This is a genomic window from Rhodococcus sp. 15-725-2-2b, assembly GCF_002259075.1.
In the GTDB taxonomy this organism is placed as follows: Bacteria; Actinomycetota; Actinomycetes; order Mycobacteriales; family Mycobacteriaceae; genus Rhodococcoides.
The window spans coordinates 100,688-123,931 of sequence record NZ_NPFL01000019.1 but is presented as its reverse complement, the minus strand read 5'-3'; the positions used below and the strand labels follow the sequence as shown (position 1 = coordinate 123,931).

20 protein-coding genes are annotated in these 23,244 nt (G+C 65.0%); 9 read left to right on the top strand and 11 right to left on the bottom strand.

From position 1 onward, the window contains the following. Window positions 1–227: 227 nt before the first annotated feature. The gene (locus tag CH306_RS21340) at window positions 228–1,379 is read right to left on the bottom strand and encodes a GNAT family N-acetyltransferase (protein WP_094648000.1); all 1,152 of its coding nucleotides are present in this window, start codon (window positions 1,377–1,379) and stop codon (window positions 228–230) included. Between the two features lie 42 nt (window positions 1,380–1,421). Further along, window positions 1,422–1,589, bottom strand: a complete 168-nt coding sequence (locus tag CH306_RS29175; RefSeq protein ID WP_179272733.1) for a hypothetical protein — start codon at window positions 1,587–1,589, stop codon at window positions 1,422–1,424. A 285-nt stretch (window positions 1,590–1,874) separates the two neighbouring features. Here CH306_RS29175 and CH306_RS21335 point away from each other — a divergent pair, with 285 nt between their 5' ends. Further along, a complete protein-coding gene (locus tag CH306_RS21335; protein WP_094647894.1) occupies window positions 1,875–4,070 on the top strand; it encodes a sensor domain-containing protein in 2,196 nt (731 codons plus the stop codon). Between the two features lie 134 nt (window positions 4,071–4,204). Beyond that, window positions 4,205–6,382 (top strand): RNA polymerase recycling motor ATPase HelR, encoded by a 2,178-nt coding sequence (gene helR / locus CH306_RS21330; protein ID WP_094647893.1) that lies wholly within the window; start codon window positions 4,205–4,207, stop codon window positions 6,380–6,382. Here helR and CH306_RS21325 read toward each other — a convergent pair. Continuing rightward, on the bottom strand, window positions 6,343–7,242 hold the full coding sequence (locus CH306_RS21325) for a LysR family transcriptional regulator (protein WP_094647892.1): 900 nt from the start codon (window positions 7,240–7,242) through the stop codon (window positions 6,343–6,345). The genes helR and CH306_RS21325 overlap by 40 nt on opposite strands. Window positions 7,243–7,314: 72 nt before the next feature. Between CH306_RS21325 and dapA the strand changes: the two genes are divergently transcribed. The 6 genes from dapA to CH306_RS21295 all read left to right on the top strand — a co-directional run bounded on the left by dapA (window position 7,315) and on the right by CH306_RS21295 (window position 14,231). Continuing rightward, window positions 7,315–8,259: a 4-hydroxy-tetrahydrodipicolinate synthase gene (gene dapA, locus CH306_RS21320; protein WP_094647891.1), complete on the top strand. Its 945-nt coding sequence runs from the start codon at window positions 7,315–7,317 to the stop codon at window positions 8,257–8,259. A gap of 6 nt (window positions 8,260–8,265) precedes the next feature. Continuing rightward, a complete protein-coding gene (locus tag CH306_RS21315) occupies window positions 8,266–10,650 on the top strand; it encodes an ATP-binding cassette domain-containing protein (protein ID WP_094647890.1) in 2,385 nt (794 codons plus the stop codon). Window positions 10,651–10,654: 4 nt separating this feature from the next. Beyond that, window positions 10,655–11,221: an isochorismatase family protein gene (locus tag CH306_RS21310; RefSeq protein WP_094647889.1), complete on the top strand. Its 567-nt coding sequence runs from the start codon at window positions 10,655–10,657 to the stop codon at window positions 11,219–11,221. A 7-nt stretch (window positions 11,222–11,228) separates the two neighbouring features. After that, window positions 11,229–11,906, top strand: coding sequence for a GAP family protein (locus CH306_RS21305; protein ID WP_094647888.1), 678 nt, complete (start codon window positions 11,229–11,231; stop codon window positions 11,904–11,906). Between the two features lie 23 nt (window positions 11,907–11,929). Continuing rightward, on the top strand, window positions 11,930–12,730 hold the full coding sequence (locus tag CH306_RS21300) for a HugZ family pyridoxamine 5'-phosphate oxidase (protein ID WP_094647887.1): 801 nt from the start codon (window positions 11,930–11,932) through the stop codon (window positions 12,728–12,730). 97 nt (window positions 12,731–12,827) lie between these two features. After that, window positions 12,828–14,231: an NAD(P)/FAD-dependent oxidoreductase gene (locus CH306_RS21295; RefSeq protein WP_094647886.1), complete on the top strand. Its 1,404-nt coding sequence runs from the start codon at window positions 12,828–12,830 to the stop codon at window positions 14,229–14,231. Between the two features lie 102 nt (window positions 14,232–14,333). Here the strand turns inward: CH306_RS21295 and CH306_RS21290 are convergent, their stop codons facing one another. The 8 genes from CH306_RS21290 to CH306_RS21255 form a co-directional block, all read right to left on the bottom strand. After that, a complete protein-coding gene (locus CH306_RS21290) occupies window positions 14,334–15,002 on the bottom strand; it encodes an urease accessory protein UreD (protein ID WP_094647885.1) in 669 nt (222 codons plus the stop codon). A 6-nt stretch (window positions 15,003–15,008) separates the two neighbouring features. Further along, window positions 15,009–15,713, bottom strand: a complete 705-nt coding sequence (ureG, locus tag CH306_RS21285; protein ID WP_032398114.1) for an urease accessory protein UreG — start codon at window positions 15,711–15,713, stop codon at window positions 15,009–15,011. 39 nt (window positions 15,714–15,752) lie between these two features. Continuing rightward, window positions 15,753–16,409 carry an urease accessory protein UreF gene (locus tag CH306_RS21280; RefSeq protein ID WP_094647884.1) on the bottom strand — a complete coding sequence of 219 codons (657 nt, stop codon included), beginning with the start codon at window positions 16,407–16,409 and terminating at the stop codon, window positions 15,753–15,755. Continuing rightward, window positions 16,409–18,130, bottom strand: a complete 1,722-nt coding sequence (locus CH306_RS21275) for an urease subunit alpha (RefSeq protein ID WP_045195133.1) — start codon at window positions 18,128–18,130, stop codon at window positions 16,409–16,411. The genes CH306_RS21280 and CH306_RS21275 overlap by 1 nt, the downstream gene beginning before the upstream one ends. Further along, window positions 18,130–18,762 carry an urease subunit gamma gene (locus CH306_RS21270; RefSeq protein ID WP_045195131.1) on the bottom strand — a complete coding sequence of 211 codons (633 nt, stop codon included), beginning with the start codon at window positions 18,760–18,762 and terminating at the stop codon, window positions 18,130–18,132. Before CH306_RS21270 ends, CH306_RS21275 begins: the two co-directional genes overlap by 1 nt. Before the next feature lie 85 nt (window positions 18,763–18,847). Then, window positions 18,848–20,128, bottom strand: coding sequence for a DUF6986 family protein (locus tag CH306_RS21265; RefSeq protein ID WP_179272732.1), 1,281 nt, complete (start codon window positions 20,126–20,128; stop codon window positions 18,848–18,850). Between the two features lie 5 nt (window positions 20,129–20,133). Continuing rightward, entirely contained in the window at window positions 20,134–20,595 is a 462-nt protein-coding gene (locus CH306_RS21260) for a PaaI family thioesterase (protein WP_032398118.1), read from the bottom strand. A gap of 224 nt (window positions 20,596–20,819) precedes the next feature. Beyond that, on the bottom strand, window positions 20,820–21,581 hold the full coding sequence (locus CH306_RS21255; protein WP_094647883.1) for a hypothetical protein: 762 nt from the start codon (window positions 21,579–21,581) through the stop codon (window positions 20,820–20,822). Between the two features lie 181 nt (window positions 21,582–21,762). On the opposite strand from CH306_RS21255, the gene CH306_RS21250 reads away from it, so the two are divergent. Further along, window positions 21,763–23,238 (top strand): FecCD family ABC transporter permease, encoded by a 1,476-nt coding sequence (locus tag CH306_RS21250; RefSeq protein ID WP_082322664.1) that lies wholly within the window; start codon window positions 21,763–21,765, stop codon window positions 23,236–23,238. Window positions 23,239–23,244 lie beyond the last annotated feature (6 nt).

The following is a 23,244-nucleotide window of genomic DNA, read 5'->3' as shown; positions in this document are numbered from 1 at the left end:
CGGCCGACGGCGGATGGCCGACGCGACGCTCGAAAACTGCGCGCACGCCGGTGGAAGAGTGGACGCCGACACACCCGTACATTTCGACTCACACGAACCGGACGGCCGTGCCGACCGGCCGGTCAGCTTCCGAGCTGGGCCATTTTTGCCGATAATCAACATTATGTCAAGTAGTCGCAACCGGACCGAGTGCAGGCGCTGCCCCGTGACTGTTCATAGGGATCCGTCTAGACGGATCGAAGAAAACACCGCGCAGCCTCGAGTCGATGGGCGTCGTAGTCATCCCATTTCGCCGCAGGGACATCCCGGTGCCCTACTTCGACAAAATTGCGTTTGACGAAGAACTCCGCGGCTTCACTGCTGACGGTGACCGCAAAAAGGTTTGCGATGCCCCTCGTGCGGCACTCCTCCAACAGTCCGTCCATCAGCAGGCCACCCGCTCCCAGTCCGGAGAACTCGGCGACCGTGATCAGACCCGACACTTCAGCGAATCCCGTTCCTGCGTAACGGTCTATCTCCAGCCCGACGATACCGGCGAGGTGCCCGGTACGCAGTACCCGCGCACCGAGTCCTCCGACCGCCATCCTGGCAATCTCTATCCGACTGCGCTGCTTGAGAACTCCTTCTCGCACTCCCTGTGCGACCAACGATTCGATTGCAGGGAAATCGTCGACCTGCAAGGACGCCAAGTGGAGGTAGCGGCCCTGGGTGAGGACGGTCCCCCGGCCGTCGAATGTGAACAGCTCGAACTCGAGATCCTCGCCGCGGCAAAGGTTTACGCTGTATGCACCGCAGGCAAGTGCCGCCTCGGCCGCGGACGGAAAATCGTCGAGACCCCGTTCGGCCAGATGAGCGACCAGACGCTCGCGGTGCAGGTCCAAATCGGCGAAGCTGCGAGGAGGATCGCCCCAACCTCCTCCCGGGTCGGTCAGAACCATCTTCGAAGCCCGCACGCTCGCAGACACGGTGCCTGCGGTGCGCGCGACCGCGGTTGCCTCCGCCCCGATCACGACGCATTCCGAGTCTGCGATGGCGAGCCACAGACGGGCGACGGACTCGTCGTTCCAGACAGTTCCACTCGCCATGGCCACACCATTGACTGCGGCGGCGACTTGCGGAACGTGGTCGACCGGAACCACGAAAATGAATCGCGTATCACCAGGACCGAACTCCCCGACCGTTCGTTTCACTGCCTCGAGCGCAGCGATGCTCAACACGGGAAGGGCAATCACGATCGTGACCCCGCGGAATTCCTCGATGAAGAAGTCACGCTCGGAAACAGGCACCCCGCTGGACGTCAGTTCGATCGCAGCCTCGCGCGGGACCGCAGGACGCGGCCGCAGTTTTCGTGGATTCGCGCGCAGATCGTAGTTCGTCATGATGGGTCCCAGTTTGGACTGCAGTCTCGCCCCCTGCAACGCTCACGAATTCTCGGGCGTCATGACACTCGACAGCGCGAAGCGCACCGTCAGTTCGACGTCGGCGTCCACCCAGGTGATCGACACCGTGAGCCCGCTCGGCCAAAGACCGTGTGGGACGACTGCGAGATCGTTGTCACGATCAGCTGCGTTCCTCTCCGGGGACGTCATCGATTCTTCGGTCGCGTTCGTGTCGAGTACAGGACGGTGGTGTGGTGACCGTTCCGCCGTCCGACAGACTCGAGCGGGTCGAGGTCACGATGGTGGGCGACGTGGCGATCTTCGTCGATGAACGTCCCCTCGACGCCCATGGTGGACAGACCGACGAGCGGCGACGAGCGAATCCGTCCGCCCCGCCCACACAGGTCTACGCCGTGTTCGTACCCTTGGAACGTGAACCACGAATAACATGGGTGCGATGCGCTCGTATCCCGAGCGAAACGGATCGGAGGGCCGATGTTCGATCTCCCGGACGATCCGGTGAGTCTTCGATCCTTCCTGGAACGTTCTCCGGACTTCGTTGCGCTGTCCGACTTCACGGGGAGAATTCTGTACATCAATCCCGCAGGATCAACCCTGATCGGACTCGATGACGTGGCCGATATCGGCCAACTCTCGGCCTTGGAACTGCTCACCTCAGACGGAGTCGATCTCACCGACGACATCGCCGCCGGGCTGCTCTCCGAAGGCAAATGGGAGGGGTACTGCGAGCTGCGCCATCACGTGACCGGGACCGGCATGCCAGTGGTGGTGTCGTCCTATGTGATCCCTCGTGACGACGGCGGTGCCGACGTGGTGGCATCCACCATTCGGCACCGACATACGGTGGAGCAGCGCAATGCCAGGATCGCGGCCGATGCAGTGGTCGCCGGTCGTCATGCTCAGGAGCAGAAGGCTCTGGCCGATCTGAGCCGGTTCGCCGTCATCGCCGAGCTACCCAGTTTGCTCACCGCAGCAACCGCCACCGCAGCCACCCTGATCGGCGTGGGAAACTCTGCCATCGCCCACCTCGAGCACCCTTCCGACCCGTACTTGACCATGGACGCGGCCAGCGGTGTACTCGGTATGCGTCAGGACATTCCCTCCGGGGACGGTTCGTTGGTGGGACTCGCCCTGACCCTCTCGGAGCCTGTCGTGTGCAACGACTGTCACACCGAGAATCGATTCCGGACCGACACGATGATCTCGCTCGGCCTGCGCAGCGGCGTCGGAGTTCCCATCTTCACCGCTGCCGGAAAAGCGTGGGGAGTTCTCTCCATTCACAGCGTCGAGGCCCGTCTCTACCGCGACGAAGAGGTGTCGTTCCTCAGTTCGGTGGCCGGCATCGTATCCGCGGCCATACGACGCATCGACCTCGAACTTCAACTGCGACGACGCAGTACGCACGATGCCCTGACCGGTCTACCCAACCGCACCCTCGCATACGAGGTCATCGATTCGGCACTGAACCGCGCGAGACAACAGTCCGGCACCGTGGCTCTTCTGCTGCTCGACATCGACGACTTCAAGATCATCAACGACAGCTTGGGACACGACGCCGGAGACAGGGCGCTGGTCAAGTTCGTCGAACGGCTCGCCTCGGCGATCCGAGCCGCCGACACCATCGCGCGCCTGGGCGGCGACGAATTCCTGATCGTCTGCGAGGGTGTGGACAGCGTGGCTCATGCAGAGGAATTGGCGCGACACATCACGAGTTCCATTGCGGTTCCCTTCTCGGCCGAGGACGTGCCCATCCCCTTGAGCGCCAGCATCGGTATCGCGGTTTCCGAACCGAATTCGACTCGGCACGAGCTGATCCACCGCGCCGACTTGGCCATGTACCGCGCGAAGGACAGTGGGACCGGCGGGCATGCCGTTTTCGATCCCACCGATCTCTACGACGCGGATCGCATCAGGTCACTGTCGATAGATCTGCGAGCGGCGCTGCGCGCCGACGAGCTCACTCTCGCGTACCAACCGTTGGTGGACATCGCGTCGCGGAACATCGTCGCGGTGGAGGCACTCGCCCGCTGGAATCACCATGAGCTCGGGCCCATCGAACCGAGCGAGTTCGTCGGCGTCGCCGAAAGAACAGGTCTTGCAACACCATTGGGCGCATGGGCGCTGCGTACCGCATGCACGGCCGCGGCGCGATGGCGGACGTTCTCCGACATCGTGGTTCGCGTCAACGTCAGCGCGCTGCAACTCCGCGATCCCGACTTTCCCGCCGAGGTCGCTTCCATACTCGCAGAGACAGGACTGCCTGCCTTCGCTCTCGGACTCGAAGTGACCGAAACCGTGTGGGTCGCGGACACCGAACGCGTGGCCGACACCGTCTCTGCCCTGCACGCGATGGGTGTGGCTCTGCTCCTCGACGACATGGGTAAAGGCCACAGCTCCATGTCGTATCTCGACCGCTACCCCATGTTCGAGTGCTTCAAGATCGACAAGTCGTACATAGCTCGGCTGCCCGCTCCCAGAGCTCGCGCGATCGTCTCGGCCATCGTGGCACTGGCACGCGCATTCGACGTCACCGTCGTCGGCGAGGGCGTCGAGACCGAGGAGCAACTGGAGGCACTGGCCGCTACCGGCTGCGACTTCGCGCAGGGATACCTCTTGGGCCGGCCGGTCGGTGCCGGTGCCATCGCCGATCTGCTTCTCGGTGCCGAATGAATCGCGGAGGAATCGGAAAGCGACGATCACGCCTTTCCACCTTCAACATATAGCGCACCCCGGGGCTTGCGGCAAGACCCCGTGCAGGGCTCAGAATGGCTCGCTGCAACCGAGAACCATTCGATCGGAGTCCTGTGAAGCATGTGCACCCAAGCATTTTCGCCCTACCCGACAGCCTCGCACGCAAACGTGATCCAGCGCTGATCGGCCACGACGAACGACACTTCTCCGCGATACGCTCGAGCATCGAGAAGTCTCGATCCGATACCGCGGCGCAGCTCGCGGCCGCGCAGAAGTCGTCGGGCCGAATGGGCCGAGAGGTGATGGAGCGGGACTTCGAGATTCATAGGTTGGGCGGACGTCTCCGTTCACTTCGTCGGTACGGGGTGGATCTGTGCCTGGGTCGAGTCGTGGCCTCCGGTACGGACGAGCCGGTATACATCGGACGACTCGGATTGTTGGGGACATCGGGTGAACAACTCCTCGTCGACTGGCGCTCCCCCGCGGCCGAACCCTTCTTCGGTGCCACTCACGCCAATCCCATGGGGCTGCGGAGTCGTCGACGATATCGGTGGACGAACGGCACCATCACCGACTATTGGGACGAGGTGTTCGACCTGACCGGACCGATCACCGACGCTGCGCTCGACGATCAGTCTGCCTTCATCGCCAGTCTGGGTACGGCACGTTCACCGCGAATGCGTGACGTGCTGGGCACTGTTCGAGCAGATCAGGACGCCATCATTCGAGCGGACGCCCGGGGCGCGCTGGTCGTCGACGGTGGCCCGGGAACCGGGAAGACCGTGGTCGCACTGCATCGCACGGCGTATCTGCTGTACACGGAATCGCGTCTGGGACACAGCCGCGGCGGCGTGCTGTTCGTCGGCCCACACGAGCCGTACCTCGCCTACGTCTCCGACGTCCTTCCGAGTCTGGGTGAGGACGGTGTGCGGACCTGCACGCTCCGGGATCTCGTCGCCGAAGGCACGGACGTGGTCGAAGAGCCGAATCCTGCTGTCGCGCAGCTGAAGGCATCCGCCGACATGAGCGTGGCGATAGAGGCGGCCGTTGCGTTCTACGAGCAGCCGCCGACTCGGAACATGATCGTGGAGACGGAGTGGGCCGACCTGAGGCTGACGCCGGACGACTGGGCCGAGGCGTTCGAGGCACCCGATCCCGGCACTGCGCACAACGAGGCTCGCGAACAGGTCTGGGACCTGCTACTGACGATTCTGTCCGACCGCTACGCCGGTGACGAGGACCCAACCGAGATACGGAAGTCGTTGCAGAACAACGAGCCTCTGCGCACGGAGCTCGAACGATCCTGGACGATCATCGACGCTGCCGACCTCGTCGCAGATCTGTGGAGCGTTCCGGCGTATCTCCGTAGGTGCGCACCCTGGCTCGGTCCCGAGGAGATTCGTTCACTCCAGCGACCCGATCCGACGCGGTGGACGGTGTCCGATCTGCCACTGCTCGACGCCGCACGAATGCGGCTCGGAGATCCCGAGCATTCACGCCGCACTCGACGTCGCGAGTTGGCCGCGGCTGCGGAGCGTGCGCGAATGGACCGCGTGGTCGACGAACTCATGGCCGCGGACGACGACGAGATGATGGCTGCACAGTTGCGGCAGGAGGGAATTCGCGATGCACTCGTCGATTCGGCGGGCTTCGAGGAGATCCCGACGGATCCCTCGGCGGGGCCGTTCGCACACATCGTCGTCGACGAGGCGCAGGAGTTGACCGACGCGCAGTGGCAGATGGTCCTGCGACGATGCCCGTCGGGCAGCATCACCATCGTCGGAGACCGGGCGCAAGCGCGGCAGGGGTTCGCCGAGTCCTGGGTCGAACGGCTCGGACGGGTCGGACTCGACCGGGTGAGGATCGCCACCCTCGGTGTCAATTACCGCACCCCGCGGGAAGTCATGGCCGCGGCCGAGCCGGTGATTCGCGCGGCGCTGCCGGACGCCAATGTTCCGGTCTCCATCCGCAGCACCGGTGTGCCCGTCGAATACGCAGACACGGCAGATCTGGCATCGATTCTCGACCGATGGCTGGACTCGAATCCCTCCGGAATCGCGTGCGTCATAGGCAATCCTGCATTTCCGGAGTCGGAGCGAATCCGATCCCTGACTCCGCAGTTGTCGAAGGGACTCGAATTCGATCTGGTCGTTCTGATCGACCCGGATTCCTTCGGGACAGGAATCGAGGGTGCCGTCGACACGTACGTGGCGATGACACGCGCGACCGGACGGCTGGTGCTGCTGACCACTCAGCGCGAGGCCGCATCGAGGACGTCCAGCACGGCATGAATGGCCGGGCTGGCGTCGGCGCTGCGCCGCCACGCAGCCTGCACCTCACGAGCGGGAGCGTGCTCGAGCGGCACCGCGACGAGACCGGCTCCGAGCAGCGGACGCGCGAGGCGAGGTACCAGAGCGAGAACATCGTCGGCTTCGACCAGCGCGAGTTGCGTGGAGAAGTCGTCGACGAGATGGCGAACGTCGACCTCGGCGGACGCCTCGGCGAACAGCCGACGAAACCACTGGTGACATACCGTCCCGGCCGGGCTCGTCACCCACGGGTACCGAGCGAGGTCGGCATGGGTCAACGCGGTCTTCCGTCGAGCGAGGGGGTGAGTTCGCTTCATGATCACGTCGCCGAAGTCCGTGTGAATCGGTTGCCGAACGACCGAGGGAGGAGCGGGCACCCATACCCCGTCTGCGTCGTGCACCAACGCCAGGTCGGCGGTACCGGCATACACGCTGTGCAGTGCACGATCCGGATCCTCCTCGCTGATGTGCACGGTCAGATCCGGATACCGTCGATTCAGCTCGACCAGCGCGGGTGCCAGCAAGCCGCGCACCGCGGTCGAGAATCCGACCAGCCGAACGACCCCACGTGGCACGCCCTCGTCTGCGGATCGAGCCGCCTCGACGCACCGTTCGAGAGCGTCGAACACCTCCCCCGCGGACTCGACCACCGCCCGACCTGCGGGGGTGAGCACGACTCCCCGACCGGCCTGCGCCAGCACCGGGGTACCGATCTGCCGTTCGAGTCGTTTGATCTGCTGGGAGATCGCCGAAGAGGTGTAGCCGAGTTCGTCGGCCGCCCGCGCAAGAGTGCCCAGGGCTGCGACGGCCCGCAGGGCGTGCAGAGCACTGACATCGATCATTAAGCAAAAATACGCAGTATTACCGAAAATGCATCGCTGGACCTCATCTATCGGGCGGTTCACACTCGGACCATGATCACCACTGCGTCGCCGGCCTCGACGAGCTTCGGCACGAACGTCGTCGCCATGGCGACCCCCATGCACCCCGATGGATCGCTCGACCGAGGGGGCGTCGATGCCCTTCTCGCGCATCTGTCGGCAACACGGTGTGATGGCGTCGTCGTCGACGGAACGACCGGAGAAGCACCTACCCTGACGCGCCACGAAATCTCGCAGCTGATTTCCCGGACACGTCGTCATCGCGATCACGCTCTTCGTGTGACCGCGGGAGTCGGCACCAACGACACCTCCACGGGGATCGAGATGGCTCGGTCCGCAGCGGCAGCCGGTGCCGACGCACTGTTGATCACCGCTCCGTACTACTCGCGCCCCACCCAGACCGGCATCGCAGAGCACATCGTCGCCATTGCCGAGGCAGGTGGGCTGCCCGTCATGGTCTACGACGTCCCGGGGCGCACAGGTGTGGCCATCGAGGCGTCGACGCTCGCGGAACTCTCCCGTCACCCTCTCATCGGTGCCGTCAAGGACGCGAAGGGTGATCTGTACGAGGCCATGACCGTCATGTCCTCGACTGACCTCGCCTACTACTGCGGAATCGACGAACTCGCGCTCCCCTACCTAGCCTCCGGTGCAACAGGACTGGTCAGCGTCACCGGCAATGTGGTGGCAGACCGTTACGCCGAGCTGATCGATGCGGTCCGCGCGGGCGACCTGCCCCGGGCGAACGCAGTACAGCGGTCACTGCTGCCGTTGACCGATGCCGTCATGCGCACGACGCAGGGAGCCGTCATGGCCAAGGCCGCGCTCGCCAGGATCGGCGTCATCTCCGACGCGACCGTGCGACGCCCACTTCTGGAGTCCTCGGCGGCAGATCTGAGACGACTCGACGCTGCCCTGTCGGCCACCGGAATCGATCAGGAATCGAGAAGCAGGCACGTTCCGGTACGACTAGCCTGACTGCTCATGGCGACGAAGAAGGTCACGCAGGGCTCGGCACCGCATGCTGCCGACAGTCACGATTTGATTCGTGTGCAGGGGGCGCGGCAGAACAATCTTCAGGACATCGATGTCGAATTACCCAAGCGCCGACTGACCGTGTTCACCGGCGTCTCCGGCTCCGGCAAGAGCTCGCTGGTCTTCAGTACGATTGCGGCCGAATCACAGCGCATGATCAACGAGACCTACAGTGCCTTCGTTCAAGGATTCATGCCCACGCTGGGCCGACCGGATGTCGACGTCATGGACGGACTCACCACGGCCATCATCGTCGATCAACAGCGCATGGGCGCCAATCCCCATTCCACCGTCGGCACTGCGACCGACGCCAACGCCATGCTCCGGATCCTGTTCAGCCGAATCGGAAAGCCGTACATCGGCTCCGCACAGGCTTTTTCGTTCAACGTCGCATCGGTGTCCGGTGCAGGCGCGTACAAAGTGGACAAGGGCGGCAGACAGACCACCGAGAAGAAGTCCTTTTCCGTGACCGGTGGCATGTGCCCGCGCTGCGAGGGCAGAGGCGCCGTCAGCGACTTCGACCTCACCGCGCTCTACGACGCGAACAAGTCATTGAACGAGAGTGCGATCACGATCCCCGGTTACAGCATGGAAGGCTGGTACGGGCGCATTTTCCGCGGCTGTGGGTATTTCGACCCGGACAAGCCCATCTCGAAATACACGAAGAAGGAACTCGACGATCTGCTCTATCGCGAGCCGACGAAGATCAAGGTCGAGGGCATCAATCTGACCTACTCGGGTCTCGTGCCTCAGATCCAGAAATCGTTCCTGTCCAAGGACGTCGACGCAATGCAGCCGCATATCCGCGCATTCGTCGAACGCGCGATCACCTTCACGACATGTCCCGACTGCAACGGCACCCGACTCAACGAGGGCGCTCGGTCGTCGAAGATCGAGGGCATCAACATCGCCGACGCATGTTCCATGCAGATCAGCGACCTGGCGAAGTGGGTCGGCGGCCTGAAGGAGCCGTCGGTGGCACCACTGCTGACCACACTCGGTGAGACCCTCGACTCGTTCGTCGAGATCGGGCTCGGTTACCTGAGCCTCGATCGTCCCTCGGGAACACTGTCCGGTGGAGAGGCTCAGCGCACCAAGATGATTCGTCACCTGGGATCGTCGTTGACCGACGTGACGTACGTGTTCGACGAGCCCACCACCGGCCTGCATCCCCACGACATCGAGCGAATGAACAATCTGCTGCTTCAGCTGCGGGACAAGGGAAACACCGTGCTGGTAGTGGAGCACAAGCCCGAGACGATCTCCATCGCAGACCACGTCGTCGATCTGGGTCCCGGTGCGGGAAGCGCAGGCGGGCACGTCTGTTTCGAGGGCACCGTCGACGGTTTACGGCGGAGCGACACCGTCACCGGTCGGCATTTCGACGATCGGGCAGCGCTGAAGAAATCCGTACGCGAATTCTCCGAGGTGCTCGAAATTCGCGGCGCGGACTCCCACAATCTCCGCGAAGTGGACGTCGACGTTCCACTCGGTGTGCTGGTCGTCGTCACCGGCGTCGCAGGCTCGGGCAAGAGTTCGCTCATTCACGGATCGCTCTCGGGGACAGACGACGTGGTCTCGGTCGATCAGGGGGCGATACGTGGATCGCGGCGAAGCAACCCCGCGACGTACACGGGCTTGCTCGAACCGATCCGCAAGGCGTTCGCCAAGGAGAACGCCGTCAAACCCGCGCTGTTCAGCTCGAACTCCGAAGGCGCGTGCCCGACGTGCAACGGCGCGGGCGTCATTTACAGCGACCTCGCGATGATGGCCGGCGTCGCCACGGTGTGCGAGGAGTGCGAGGGCAAGCGATTCCAAGCATCGGTACTCGAGTACCACTTCGGCGGACGCAACATCGACGAGGTGCTGTCGATGTCGGTCGCCGAGGCCGAGGAGTTCTTCGCCGACGGCGCGGCCAAACTGCTACCGGCGCACAAGATTCTGCAGCGCTTGAACGACGTCGGGCTCGGATACCTCGAGATCGGCCAGCCGTTGACCACACTGTCGGGTGGCGAACGCCAACGCCTCAAGCTGGCGACGCACATGGCCGACAAGGGCGGGATCTACGTGCTCGACGAGCCCACCACCGGGCTGCATCTCGCCGATGTCGACAAGCTGCTCGGGTTGCTCGACCGGCTGGTCGACTCCGGCAAGTCGGTGATCGTGATCGAGCACCATCAGGCCGTCATGGCCCACGCCGACTGGATCATCGATCTCGGACCGGGTGCCGGCCACGACGGAGGCCTCGTCGTGTTCGAGGGAACACCTTCCGATCTGGTGGCAGACGGTTCGACCCTGACCGGCCGGCACCTGGCCGCGTACGTAGGGAGCTGAGTTCGTGACCACCCTGGCCCACCGGAACGCCACCGCACTGGTCATCGTCGACGTCCAGAACGACGTGATGGTCGCCGTCCACGACCGGCAGCCCGTCGTCGACAACATCGTGACCCTGGTATCGCGAGCCCGAGAGACGAGCACGCCGGTGATCTGGGTGCAGCACTCCGCCGAGAAGGAGCTGCGCTTCGGGACGGACGGGTGGAAGCTTCTCGACGCTCTGCCCGTGGTTCCAGGCGATCGAATCGTCCACAAGAAGCACGGCGACGCCTTCGAGGACACCGGTCTCGAAGCCGACCTCGCTTCGTTCGGCGTGGGGCACGTCGTCATCGCCGGCGCGCACACGGACTTCTGCATCAGGTCCACGCTGCACGGAGCCTTGGTCCGCGGATACGACGTGACGCTGGTGAGCGATGCCCACACCGCCGAGGACCTGACCGAGTGGGGCGCGCCGCCACCTGCCCAGGTCATCGCGCACACGAACATGTACTGGGACAACCAGACCGCTCCCGGCCGGACCGCCGAGGCCGTCGTCACCGAGAAGGTCGATTTCACCCGATCGATACCCTGAACCCTCCATGGTGACCTTGCTGCTCGCTCTCGTCGGATTCGCGATACTCGATTCGCTCGACGTGTTGTTGATCGGCGTGACCGCAGCCATCGCAGTGCACGCGAGAACCACCCGCCGGTCCCCGTTCCGAGCCGGGCTGGCCTTCGTCGGCGGAGTGTTCACGGCGACGACCACATTCGGCATCCTCACCGTTCTCGGCATCGACTTCTTCACCGATCTGTTCGACATCACCATCACTCCCACGGTGCGGTATCGCACGGAACTCGCGGTCGGGCTGGTACTGATCACACTCGGTGCTCTGCGCACCACCGAGCGCCGCCCACCGGAGTGGGCGGCTCGAGCCGGCTCCAGCATCCCCGTCGTCGCCTTGACCGGACTGACGATCGGTCTGGTGCAGGGCCCGACGGCAGTGCCGTACCTCGCGGGGCTGACGATGCTCTCGACCTACGATCCGCGTCCGCCGTGGTGGCCGGCCATCGTGGTCGTCTACTGCCTGATCGGGCTCCTACCGCCCGTCCTCGTTCTGATTCTGGCGTCGAGGAAGAGTCGACGCTCCAGGCGCGCGTTCACCGCGACCGTCCGAGCCCTGATGCGGTACGGCCCTCCGACGGTGCGCGTCATCTTCGTCGTGCTCGGCGTCGCACTCGTCGCCGACGCCCTGATTCATGCCGGAGACCTCCTGTAGGTCGCCGTCGTAAGCTTCTGCGCATGGCACTCGATCACGGCGATCCCGGTGACGCCCCGTCCGTTCCCCCTCCCCTGGCCCCGGTCGTCGACGACCGTCGTCCCTCAGCAGCCGAAGAAGCGCGCACGATCGCTGCGTCCACCAACACCGCAACTCTTGCGAGCCTGACCGCGGACGGCGATCCCTGGGCCTCGTTCGTGACCTACGGATTGCTCGACGGCGCGCCGGTTCTGTGTGTCTCGCGCATGGCCGAGCACGGACGCAACCTCGCAGGCGATCAACGAATGAGCCTGTCGATCGTGGCACCGCAATCGCAGACCGATCCGCTGGCATCGGGCCGAATCACGCTGGCAGGCGTGGTCGAGCGGCCCGAGGGTGACGAATTGGCCGCGGCCCGCGCAGCGCATCTCGACGGCGTACCGGCGGCGAAGTACTACCTGGACTACAGCGACTTCACGCTGTGGATCATGCGCGTGCATCGTGTCCGGTGGGTCGGCGGATACGGCCGAATGGATTCGGCAACTGCCGAGGCGTATTCCCAGGCTGCGCCCGATCCGGTGTCGCCGACCTCGGGGTACGCGATAGAGCACCTCAACGCCGACCACTCGTCGTCCTTGACTGCGATGGCCCGCGAACTGGGCGGCTTTCCCGATGCCACGTCCGCCGAGTGCACGGCCGCGGACCGCTACGGACTGGATCTGAAGGTGTTCACTCCGCGCGGAATCGCGTACACACGGGTCGGTTATGCGACTCCGATCGACTCGGCCACCGAACTGCGGGCCGCGACCGTGGAACTTGCGAAGCGCGCAGCAGCCGCCCGATAGGTGTGCACTGCCATCACGGACACGACGACCTTGTCGAGACGTCGCGATGGATGGCGACTACCGTTGACCTCACACCGCAATCGTTAGGGAGCAGGTAATGAGCATCCAACCGCTCGAATCGAAGCGTCACCGCGTCGTCGTCATCGGTTCCGGGTTCGGAGGTCTGTTCGGCGTCAAGGCCCTCAAGAAAGCCGACGTCGACATCACCCTCGTCGCCAAGACGACACACCACCTTTTCCAACCTCTCCTCTATCAGGTCGCGACAGGCATCCTGTCCGTCGGCGAGATCGCTCCCACCACCCGCGTCATTCTGCGCAAGCAGAAGAACGCAGAGGTGCTGCTCGGAGACGTGCTGAACATCGATCTCGAGGCCAAGACGGTGACGTCCAAACTTCTCGAACGCATCACCGTCACCCCGTTCGACAGCCTGATCGTCGCAGCGGGCGCGCAGCAGTCCTACTTCGGCAACGATCACTTTGCTGAGTTCGCACCCGGCATGAAGACCATCGACGATGCACTCGAGCTGCGTGGACGCATCCTCGGTGCGTTCGAGCAGGCCGAACTCTCAGACGATCAGGAGGAGAAGGACCGTCTCATGACCTTCGTGGTCGTCGGCGCGGGCCCCACCGGCGTCGAGCTCGCCGGGCAGATCGCCGAGCTCGCCGATCGCACCCTCGACGGTGCCTTCCGCAACATCGATCCCCGCGACGCCCGCGTCATCCTGCTCGACGCCGCCCCCGCCGTACTGCCGCCGATGGGCGAGAAGCTCGGCCGCAAGGCCGCCGAACGGCTCGAGAAGCTCGGCGTCGAGATCCAGCTCAACGCGATGGTCACCGACGTCGACAACGACGGCCTGACGGTCAAGGAGAAGGACGGCACCACGCGTCGCATCGAGGCGCAGTGCAAGGTCTGGTCCGCAGGCGTGCAGGGCAGCCCGCTCGGCAAGCAGCTCGCCGACCAGTCGGGATCGGAGACCGACCGCGCCGGACGTGTGCTGGTGGAACCGGACCTCACCGTCAAGGGCCACCCGAACGTGTTCGTGATCGGCGACCTGATGTCGGTCAAGGACGTTCCGGGCATGGCGCAGGGTGCCATTCAGGGCGCGACCTACGCTGCCAAGCTGATCAAGGCATCGGTCAAGGGCCAGGACGATCCCGCCCAGCGGGCCCCGTTCAAGTACTTCGACAAGGGTTCGATGGCAACGGTGTCGCGATTCAACGCGGTCGCCAAGGTCGGCAAACTCGAATTCGGCGGATTCATCGCCTGGCTCATGTGGCTCGCTCTGCACCTGTACTACCTCGTGGGCTACCGCAGCCGCATCACGACCGTCATCTCGTGGTTCGTGACGTTCCTCGGCAAGGGCCGCGCGCAGATGGCGTCGACCGAGCAGCAGGTGTTCGCGCGACTGGCCATCGAGCAACTCAATTCCCTCGAGCGTGCGGGGGCCGTCGAGGCAGCCGCGGACGAGTCGGAGCAGGAACGCGAGAAGGCGGCAGGCTGATCGACCCCGAACCGGGAATCGACCGAAACAAGCTCTGACACAACGCATCGGCCGACGGGATACCGTCGACCGATGCGTTGCTCGTTGTCCGAGCGGCCGGTCTCACATCCCCGGTTCGACGGGCAGCAGACGACGCCCCACCGAGGTACTCAGCGAGCCGCCGCCGGCCAACGCCAGCCGGACGGTGCCGTCGGCCAGATCGACCTCGGACGCCCGGGTATCGGGATAGCGCAGAGTACTGGACATCGACAGCGGGGCCGACAACGCGTCGTGCGCAACCGATCCCGCGCCCAGTTCCACTCGATGGCGTAGGAGCGGGCTACCCCCGACATCGCATCGAATCGCACTGCTCCAGTGCCCCGACGCTTCCTCGAAGCGGCCGATCTGGGTACGCTCACGCAGCCGTAGGGTCGAATCCTGTTCCAGTACAACGGTGTTGATCACCGAATGCGAGGCGTCGGAGACGACGACCATCGGTTCGGGATCGAAGATCAGCGACGCGCCTGCACCGACCTCGAAGTGCCACTGCGCGGACGAGTGACGGTGCACCCCACCCGGCATCGCCAACGAGGCTGCGACACTGCGCACCTCCAGATGCGCCCCGGCCGCCACCGAGATTCTCACCACGATGGTGTCACCGCCGAGAGGAGTTGCCGCCGTACCGATCAGGTGAACTGTGTCCGGTCCCGTCTGGCGGCCTGCGAGTCCGCCCACCGAGGTGATACGAGGGCTCCGGCTGCGGCTCGCGTCGATGCAGAGCTCTGTGTGCATCGACGCTCAGTGCGTGTGGGCATGCGCGTCGGCGTCGGCGATCACCTTCAGCTGCTCTCGCACCCACTCGAGCACGGTGGTCGCCGCGGGATCGTCGGTGAGAGAGATCAGCGCAGTCGGCCGCCCCTCGCGCACCTGGGCCGCGTCCCGTTCCATGACACCGAGATCGGCTCCGACGTACGGGGCGAGGTCGGTCTTGTTGACGACCAGCAGGTCGGAGAACGTCACACCGGGACCGCCCTTGCGTGGCACCTTGTCTCCCCCGGCCACGTCGACGACGAATATCTGAACGTCGATCAGACCGGACGAGAACGTCGCCGTCAGATTGTCGCCACCGGATTCCACGAGAATCAGATCGAGGGGCGGGTTGTTCTCGATCAGATCGTCGATGGCGTCGAGGTTGGCCGTGATGTCGTCACGAATCGCCGTGTGCGGGCAGCCACCGGTCTGTACTGCGGTGATCCGCTCGTCGGGCAACACCGCGTGCCGACGCAGGAAGTCCGCATCCTCGGTGGTGTAGATGTCGTTGGTGAGCACGCCGAGTGAGAGCTCGTCGCGCAGCTGGCGGCACAACGCGGCCACCAACGCCGTCTTGCCGGAGCCGACGGGCCCACCGATTCCGACTCTCAGCGCGTCGCCTGCCGCCCGTGCGCGCTTGGGGCGATCCAAACCGTGGTCGTGGGGCTCACCGTCGATCAGGTGCGGGGGCATGTCGAACTCCTTGTCACTAGAGGAAAAAAGGATCCGTGTTCAGGATACGAACAACGGCCGATCGCGGATGGCGTGGGCTTCGGCGAACATGTCCAGCAAGGGATCCGACAACTCCATCAGCTCGGGCAGGAAGTCGCACACCGCGGCGGTCACGTCGTCGCAGAAGTCACCCAACCGGATGGTGGTCGCCGCTACTTCGGCCGGGTCGAGGGCGAGCAGACGCTGCGCGGCGATCGCCGACCCGGTCATGGTGATGTAGACCTGCACCGCGGCCGTGTCCGCCACCGACAGACCCGCCGCGAGTCCGACATGCCCTGCGGCAACAGCGAGGTGCGGCTTCCGTCCGATCGACGACCAATCATGGTGCGGCCAGGCGGACTTGGCCAGCCGGAGCAGTCCGCGACCCTGAGCGCGGGAGGCAGATCTGGCGGCCGGAGACGGGGTTCGTGCGTCGGATTCGGCATCGGCCCGGTCCGTGCTCGACGACCCGTGCACCAGCGATGCGGCAATGGACGCCGTCGTCGCTCCGGAGGTTCGGATACGGCGTCGCAGAAATGCTTCGAGCGTCGTGATGTCTCGAACGAACCCCGAGGCGATCGCTTCCTCGACGCCGCCCGAGTGCACGTGCCCACCGGTGGGGAGGCGGGAATCGGCAAGCGAGAGAAGCGTCGTCACCTGGAGGCGGGCATCGGGCATCAGAAAAGGAAGTATCGCTGCGCCATCGGCAGTTCGGTTGCCGGCTGCTCGGTCCACACGTCACCGTCGATGCGGACGGTGAAGGTGTCGGGATCCACTCGGATATCGGGTAGAGCGTCGTTCAGTGCCATGTCCGACTTCCTGACACCGCGCACGTTCTTGACCGGAACGAGCCGGCGATCGCAGTTCAGACGCCCGGCCAGTCCGTCCTCGATCGCCTGCGGGGCAACGAAATGCAACGATGTCGCGGCCGCAGCCTTGGGTGACGCCCCGAACATCGGACGAGGTAGTTCCGGTTGCGGGGTCGGGATGGACGCGTTCGCATCGCCCATGGCTGCCCACGCGATCATGCCGCCCTTGACGACCATGTGTGGACGGACGCCGAAGAAGGCCGGATCCCACAGCACCAGGTCGGCGAGTTTGCCCGGTTCGATCGAACCGATCTCGTCGTCGAGGCCGTGTGCGACGGCTGGGCAGATGGTGTATTTCGCGACGTAGCGCATGACGCGGTTGTTGTCGGCTCCGTTGTCGCCGGCCAGGAATCCGCGACGAGATTTCATCACGTGCGCCGTCTGCCACGTACGCAGGACGACCTCACCTATCCGGCCCATGGCCTGAGCATCGCTGCCGATCATCGAGATCGCACCCATGTCGTGCAGCAGATCCTCGGCTGCGATCGTCGACGGACGAATTCGACTCTCGGCGAAAGCCAGGTCCTCCGGAATCGATGGACTGAGGTGATGGCACACCATGAGCATGTCGAGATGTTCGTCGAGGGTGTTGACGGTGTGGGGCCGGGTCGGGTTGGTCGAGCTGGGGAGCACGTGCGGCTGCGCCGCCACGGTGATGATGTCGGGTGCGTGCCCGCCGCCAGCACCCTCGGTGTGATACGCGTGGATTCCGCGTCCCTTGATCGCATCGAGAGTGGTCTCGACGAATCCGGCCTCGTTCAGGGTGTCCGAGTGCAGAGCAGCTTGAACACCTGCGTCCTCGCACACGCGCAAGCACGCGTCGATCGCGGCGGGAGTCGACCCCCAGTCCTCGTGCAGCTTGAATCCCGATGCGCCTGCGCGCAATTGCTCCCACATCGAGTCGGGATTGACCGTGTTGCCCTTCCCGAGCAGCACGATGTTCATCGGCCAATCGTCCAGCGACTCGAGCATCCGGGACAGGTGCCATGCACCCGGGGTGACGGTGGTGGCCTTGCTGCCCTCGGCGGGTCCGGTACCGCCTGCGATCACGGTGGTGATGCCGCCACCGAGAGCCTCCTCCTTGATCTGCGGGCAGATCAGGTGGACGTGACAGTCGATGCCGCCGGCCGTGACGATCTTCCCGTTGCCCGCGATGATTTCGGTGGACGGGCCGATGACGAGATCGGGATGCACCCCGGTCATGGTGTCGGGATTGCCCGCCTTGCCCAGTGCCACGATCCGTCCGTCGCGAATACCGAGATCGGCCTTGATGATTCCCCAGTAGTCGACGACGACCACTCCCGTGATCACCGTGTCGGGAGCGCCGTCCGCGCGGGTGGCTCGGGACTGCCCCATCGATTCACGGATGACTTTGCCGCCGCCGAACACGGCTTCCTCACCGGCTGTGCCTGGTCCACCACTGCGGTCCTCGGTCACCTCGATCAGAAGATCGGTGTCTGCCAAGCGGATTCGATCGCCCGTAGTCGGGCCGAACAACTGGGCGTATCGACTGCGGCTCATGCGCGCCATCAGCTGTCCAACTTTCCGGGAGGTGTCATGCTCAATCCGTGGACCTCGCGCGTGCCACCGAGTGGCACGAGCCGAATCGTCTGTTCGATTCCTGGCTCGAAACGCACTGCCGTGCCCGCGGGTATGTCGAGGCGGCAACCGTGCGCCCTCTCGCGGTCGAACTGCAGCGCAGCGTTGGACTGCGGGAAATGTACGTGACTACCCACCTGCACCGGGCGATCTCCCGCGTTGACGACGGCCATGGATATCACCTCGGCACCTTCGTTGATCTCGATGTCGCCTGCGACGGTGATGATCTCGCCCGGAATCAGGTGACCGTCACCCCGCTTGGGGGAGATCGGCTCGTGCACGGTGATCAGCTTCGTACCATCGGGGAAAGTCGCTTCCACCATCACCTCGGGGAGCAACTCGGGCACACCGTCGAGCACGTCGTCGGCACCGAGAATCTCGCGTCCCGAGGACATCAGGTCGGCGACGGATCGTCCGTCGCGGGCACCCTCGAGGAGGTGATCGGTGATGACCGCGATCGCCTCGGGGTGATTGAGTTTGAGGCCGCGTGCCTGGCGACGCCGAGCGAGTTCGGCCGCGTAGCTGACGAGCAGTCGGTCCTGCTCGTGCGGAGACAACCGCATTGGAGTTCTCCGTCCCGATCGGTGATGGTGCTCGGCAATTCTGACACGCTTGCGACCCGTCGGCAGCGGAGCGCGCCGACGTCTCTCATCCGAGCGGCACGGTCACCGATCGATCGAGCAGTCCCCGCAGCACGTCTCGGTCGATGCCGGCAGCGACGTTCTGCAGCTCGGTGATGCCGAACGCGCCCGAATCCAGGCCTCGGACCACAACGCCTGCCAACGCCTGCGCCGTCGCCGGTTCGTCCATCACCTCACCACCCTGGCGATCGAGATAGCTGCCCAGCCGAGCAGCAGCGACCGGCATGGCCTGACGGAAGAAGCCGAAGGTGGCAAGCCATCGCGTCACCAGATGCCCGGGATGCATGTCCCAGCCCTGATAGAAGCCCCGTTCGAGCGATCTGGTCACCAGCTCGAAGTGTCGACGCGCGGATGCCGCCACCTGTGTGGGATCACCGGTCGGCACCACCTGGGTCGAACCGTCGCACACCCACACCCCGGTCTGTGCCGCTGCCACCAACATCACGTTCTTCGCGTGGTCCGCCACCGGATGGGCCAATGATTGCTGCGCAGAGGTGATTCCGCAGGCGGCACTGTAGTCGTAGGTCCCGTAGTGCAGGGACGTGCAACGACCGTCCGCCCTGGTGATCGCACGCGCGAGTGTCACCGTTCCGTCCGCCCCGATGACCGCCTGCGGGCTCTCGATCTGCAGCTCGAATCGCAGGGCTCGATCGGGAAGCCCGTGCGCACGCTCGAGTTCTTCGCACAGGGCGACGACAGCAGCTACCTGCGCCGCGGCACGGAGCTTGGGCACGGTGAACACGAAGCCGTCGGGCACTCCCCCGGCCCCGTCCAGGACCAGCTCCAGGGTGCGGATTCCGCGTCGACGCTCATGTGCGGCAAGCCCTTTGGCACGAATCCCCAGCCACGTCGGACCGGCCGCATCCTCTGCCAAGGCGGACAGTGCCGCGCCGACCGCCCTCGCATGGCTGTCCTCGACGGCATCCGATCGCCACCCGTAGCCGTCCTCGAAGTCGAATCTGAGGTCCTGGATCGGCGCACTGCCGAGCCGGTCTCGCACCAGGGGTAGTGCGTCCTCGGTGTCGAGTTCGGCGAACGCCTCGGGCTGAGCGTCCAGGATTGCCAGGGCGGCGGCACCCCATTCGGCGGGCACGGAGGCCGACGTATCCGAGGCCGATACGTAGACGGTGTGAGAGGGCTGGCCGCCGACTCGGTCACCCGGATAATGCTGTGCGAGTTCGTCGTCGATGGGACCGAACAGTGATTCGAGGCGATCGAACGCGTCGGAAGTCAGTGCGGTCTCCGTCGACCGTAGGGAAGAGTCGGCGCTGTCGCTGTGTCCCGTCATGGGCATCACTGTCCCAGATGCGCCGTGTTTTCGATATTCGCCAGCCGGACCTTGCCCTGAGCAACCAGGCGTCCGTTCTCGTCCGTCATGTCGACCTGCCAGAGCTGCTGCGTCCGTCCCCGATGAATCGGATGTCCGTGCGCGCTCAGGGTTCCCGACCGAGTCGCGCGCAGGAAGTCGGTGTTGTTGTTGGTTCCGACGACGTGGCCGCGCGAGCCGAACCACGCCGATCCACCGATACTCGCCACCGACTCGACCACCGAACACAGCACACCCCCGTGCATGATTCCGGCCGGTTGATGGAGCTGCGGGGTGACGGTCCATTCCGCGCGCACCTCGTCGCCGGTCACCTCGAGGTACCGCAGGCCGAGAACCCCGTCGAACCCTCGTGCACACAATTCGGTGAGCTGTTCCGGCGTCATGGTGTCGAAGGTGCTCTCCCCCGTGGTGCCGTTCGAGTCCGTCATAGCTGTGCCTTCCGGTTGCGTCGAGATGGTCCGGCCGACTCGGCTGTCGACTCTCGTTCAGAGATACACGACGATCGACCCACGAAAATCGGTGGGCCTCTCGTTCGTCGAGAACGAGAGGCCCACCGTGGCAAGGACCGGGAGTCACTGCAGCCCTCAGGACTCCGGCGCGGTCCGTTGGTACGAAGTCAGCATAGGCATACCTTAGTTTCGGCGCAAGACCGTCACGATGCCCGGAGTCTCGCTCGCCCCGGAACCCCGACTCGCGCGCGGACGGGAGCCCCGGCCGCGACCATGGCGTCGAGCAGCATCTGTCCCCGGCGGGCACCTGCCGACGCGCTCGCTCCCGCCAGAATCGGCACGTATGTCGAGGCCCCGAGGATGGCATCACCGACCAGAGCCCAGAAGACACGCGCATCCAACGGTGCGCGTTCGGCGATCGCACGGAACACCGCGCCGAGCGAGGTCGTGCAGCGATGCGCAGTCCAGACCAACAGTGCTCGTTCACACGGCAGTGTGACCGTGCCGGGCTCACCCGCGGCAAGGTCCTCGGGAAGCACTCGCAGGATCGGCGATGCCACTCCCGCCCAATCGATCCCGCCGTCGCTGTCCATGTGGATCCACAGGTTGTCGATGCCCGGATCCCAGGCTCGTGCCTCCAGGACCAGCAGCGCGGCCACGCGTCCGACGACGGCATGGATCAGGGCCGTGGCAACCTGCACCGCCGCGGCCTCGGGAACGTCGAGATCCTCGAGCGATCGTCGGTACATCTGCTCGACGCGGCCGTCGTCGAGTCCCACCGCCAACTGCCACCAACGGCGTTTGCCCTCGTTCGCCATGGCTGCCACCGCGTACATCCGCGGGTAGTCGGGGTTGAGTGCACGCAGGGTCGCGCACGAGTCGGTCAACAGCGCCGCCCCGCCGGATCGGTTCGAGAATCGATGCACATCGGCCCAGCCCGTGTATGACGCTGTTGCAACTGACACCTGATCGCTCCTTGGGTTCTCGGCGGGTGCTCACGTCGCACCCCTTGCAATCAATGTAGGTTAGCCTAACCAGATCGTAAAGCGGGTCAGGCTCCGCTACCCTTACCTCACCTCACGTGTCGAGCAAGGGTTCCGTAACCTAAACCGAGTCCCTTCGAACCAGCGAGGAGTCACGAGCACTGTGACCACAGCTCCGCTACTCGGCCCTCACGGCGCACGCCGGTCTTCCGACGAGTCCTACGGGATCGAGGACGTGCCCACGGGTCCGCCGCCGCGTGGCTCTCGCATCGCTGCAGCCGCTATCGACGCACTGATCGTGCTGGTCCCCTTGTTCGTCGGCTGGTCGATCGTCGACGCGCTTCGCGACGACAACGGTGGCGGCCAAGCGGACCGATTCGTGTTCGGCACCATCGCGGTGTGTGTCGCCCTGGCTCTGTTCGTCTGGAATCGCGGCTACCGCGACGGCAACGAAGGCCAGAGCACCGGTCGACGCTGGATGGGTCTGACACTGCGGGACAGCGCAACGCAGGGTCCGATCGGTGCTCGTCGCGCCCTGCGCCGACAATTCCGGATCGGCGCGGCATCGTCCGAGGTGGTGCGCGAAAAGGCCGCTGTCGCAGCAGGATTCGAGCCCATCCCCAAAGACGTTTCGGTCGCGGCCATTCGGCGGCGACGGTTGCTCGGTCTGGCCGTCCTGGTCGCCGCTCTCGTCGCCGGAGTACTCGCCAGCATCGCCATCGGCGCACGGCCACTGACGTTCGCCGAAATCGCCCATGCACTGCTGAATTCGACGGGCACCGACACCGACATCATCGTGCGCACACTGCGAGTTCCCCGGACGGTGCTCGCATTGGTCGTGGGCATCGCGCTCGGTATCGCAGGTGCTCTCATCCAGGGGCACACCCGCAATCCGTTGGCCGACGCCAGTCTGCTCGGCCTCAACTCCGGGGCAGCGTTCTTCGTGGTGATGGCCATCTACCTGTTCCGGTTCACCTCGCCGAGTCAGTACCTGTGGTTCGCATTCGCCGGTTCGGCGGTGGCGAGCATCGTCGTGTTCGGTCTCTCCTCGATCGGGTCGGGCAGATCGAGTCCGGTCAATCTCGCCTTGGCCGGGGCAGGCGTCGCATTCTTTCTCTCGGCCATGACGAACGCCGTCGTACTGCTCGATCAGACCAGCTTGGACGGGTACCGCTTCTGGGTGGTCGGATCCGTTGCAGGACGCGGCCTCGACGTACTGTGGCAGGTCTTGCCCTTCCTGGTCATCGGCGTGCTCATCGCATTGGCGAGCACACCCGGCCTGAACGTCATGAGCCTCGGCGAGGACGTCGCGCGATCGCTCGGGACCAACGTCGCGATCACCCGCACCGTCGGGATCCTCGCCATCACCCTGCTCACCGGTGCCGCGACGGCAGCGTGCGGGCCCATTGCATTCGTCGGCCTCGTCGTTCCACACATCGCCCGCGCGGTGACCGGACCCGACTACCGCTGGCTCGTGCCCTACGCGGGCCTCATGGGCGGAGTGATGCTCATGATCGCCGACGTCATCGGTCGGGTCGTGGTGCGCCCGGGCGAGCTTCAGGTGGGCATCGTTCTGGCACTGATCGGGGCACCCTTCTTCATCGCTCTCGTTCGACGCCGGAAGTTGGTCAGCCTGTGACCGCCG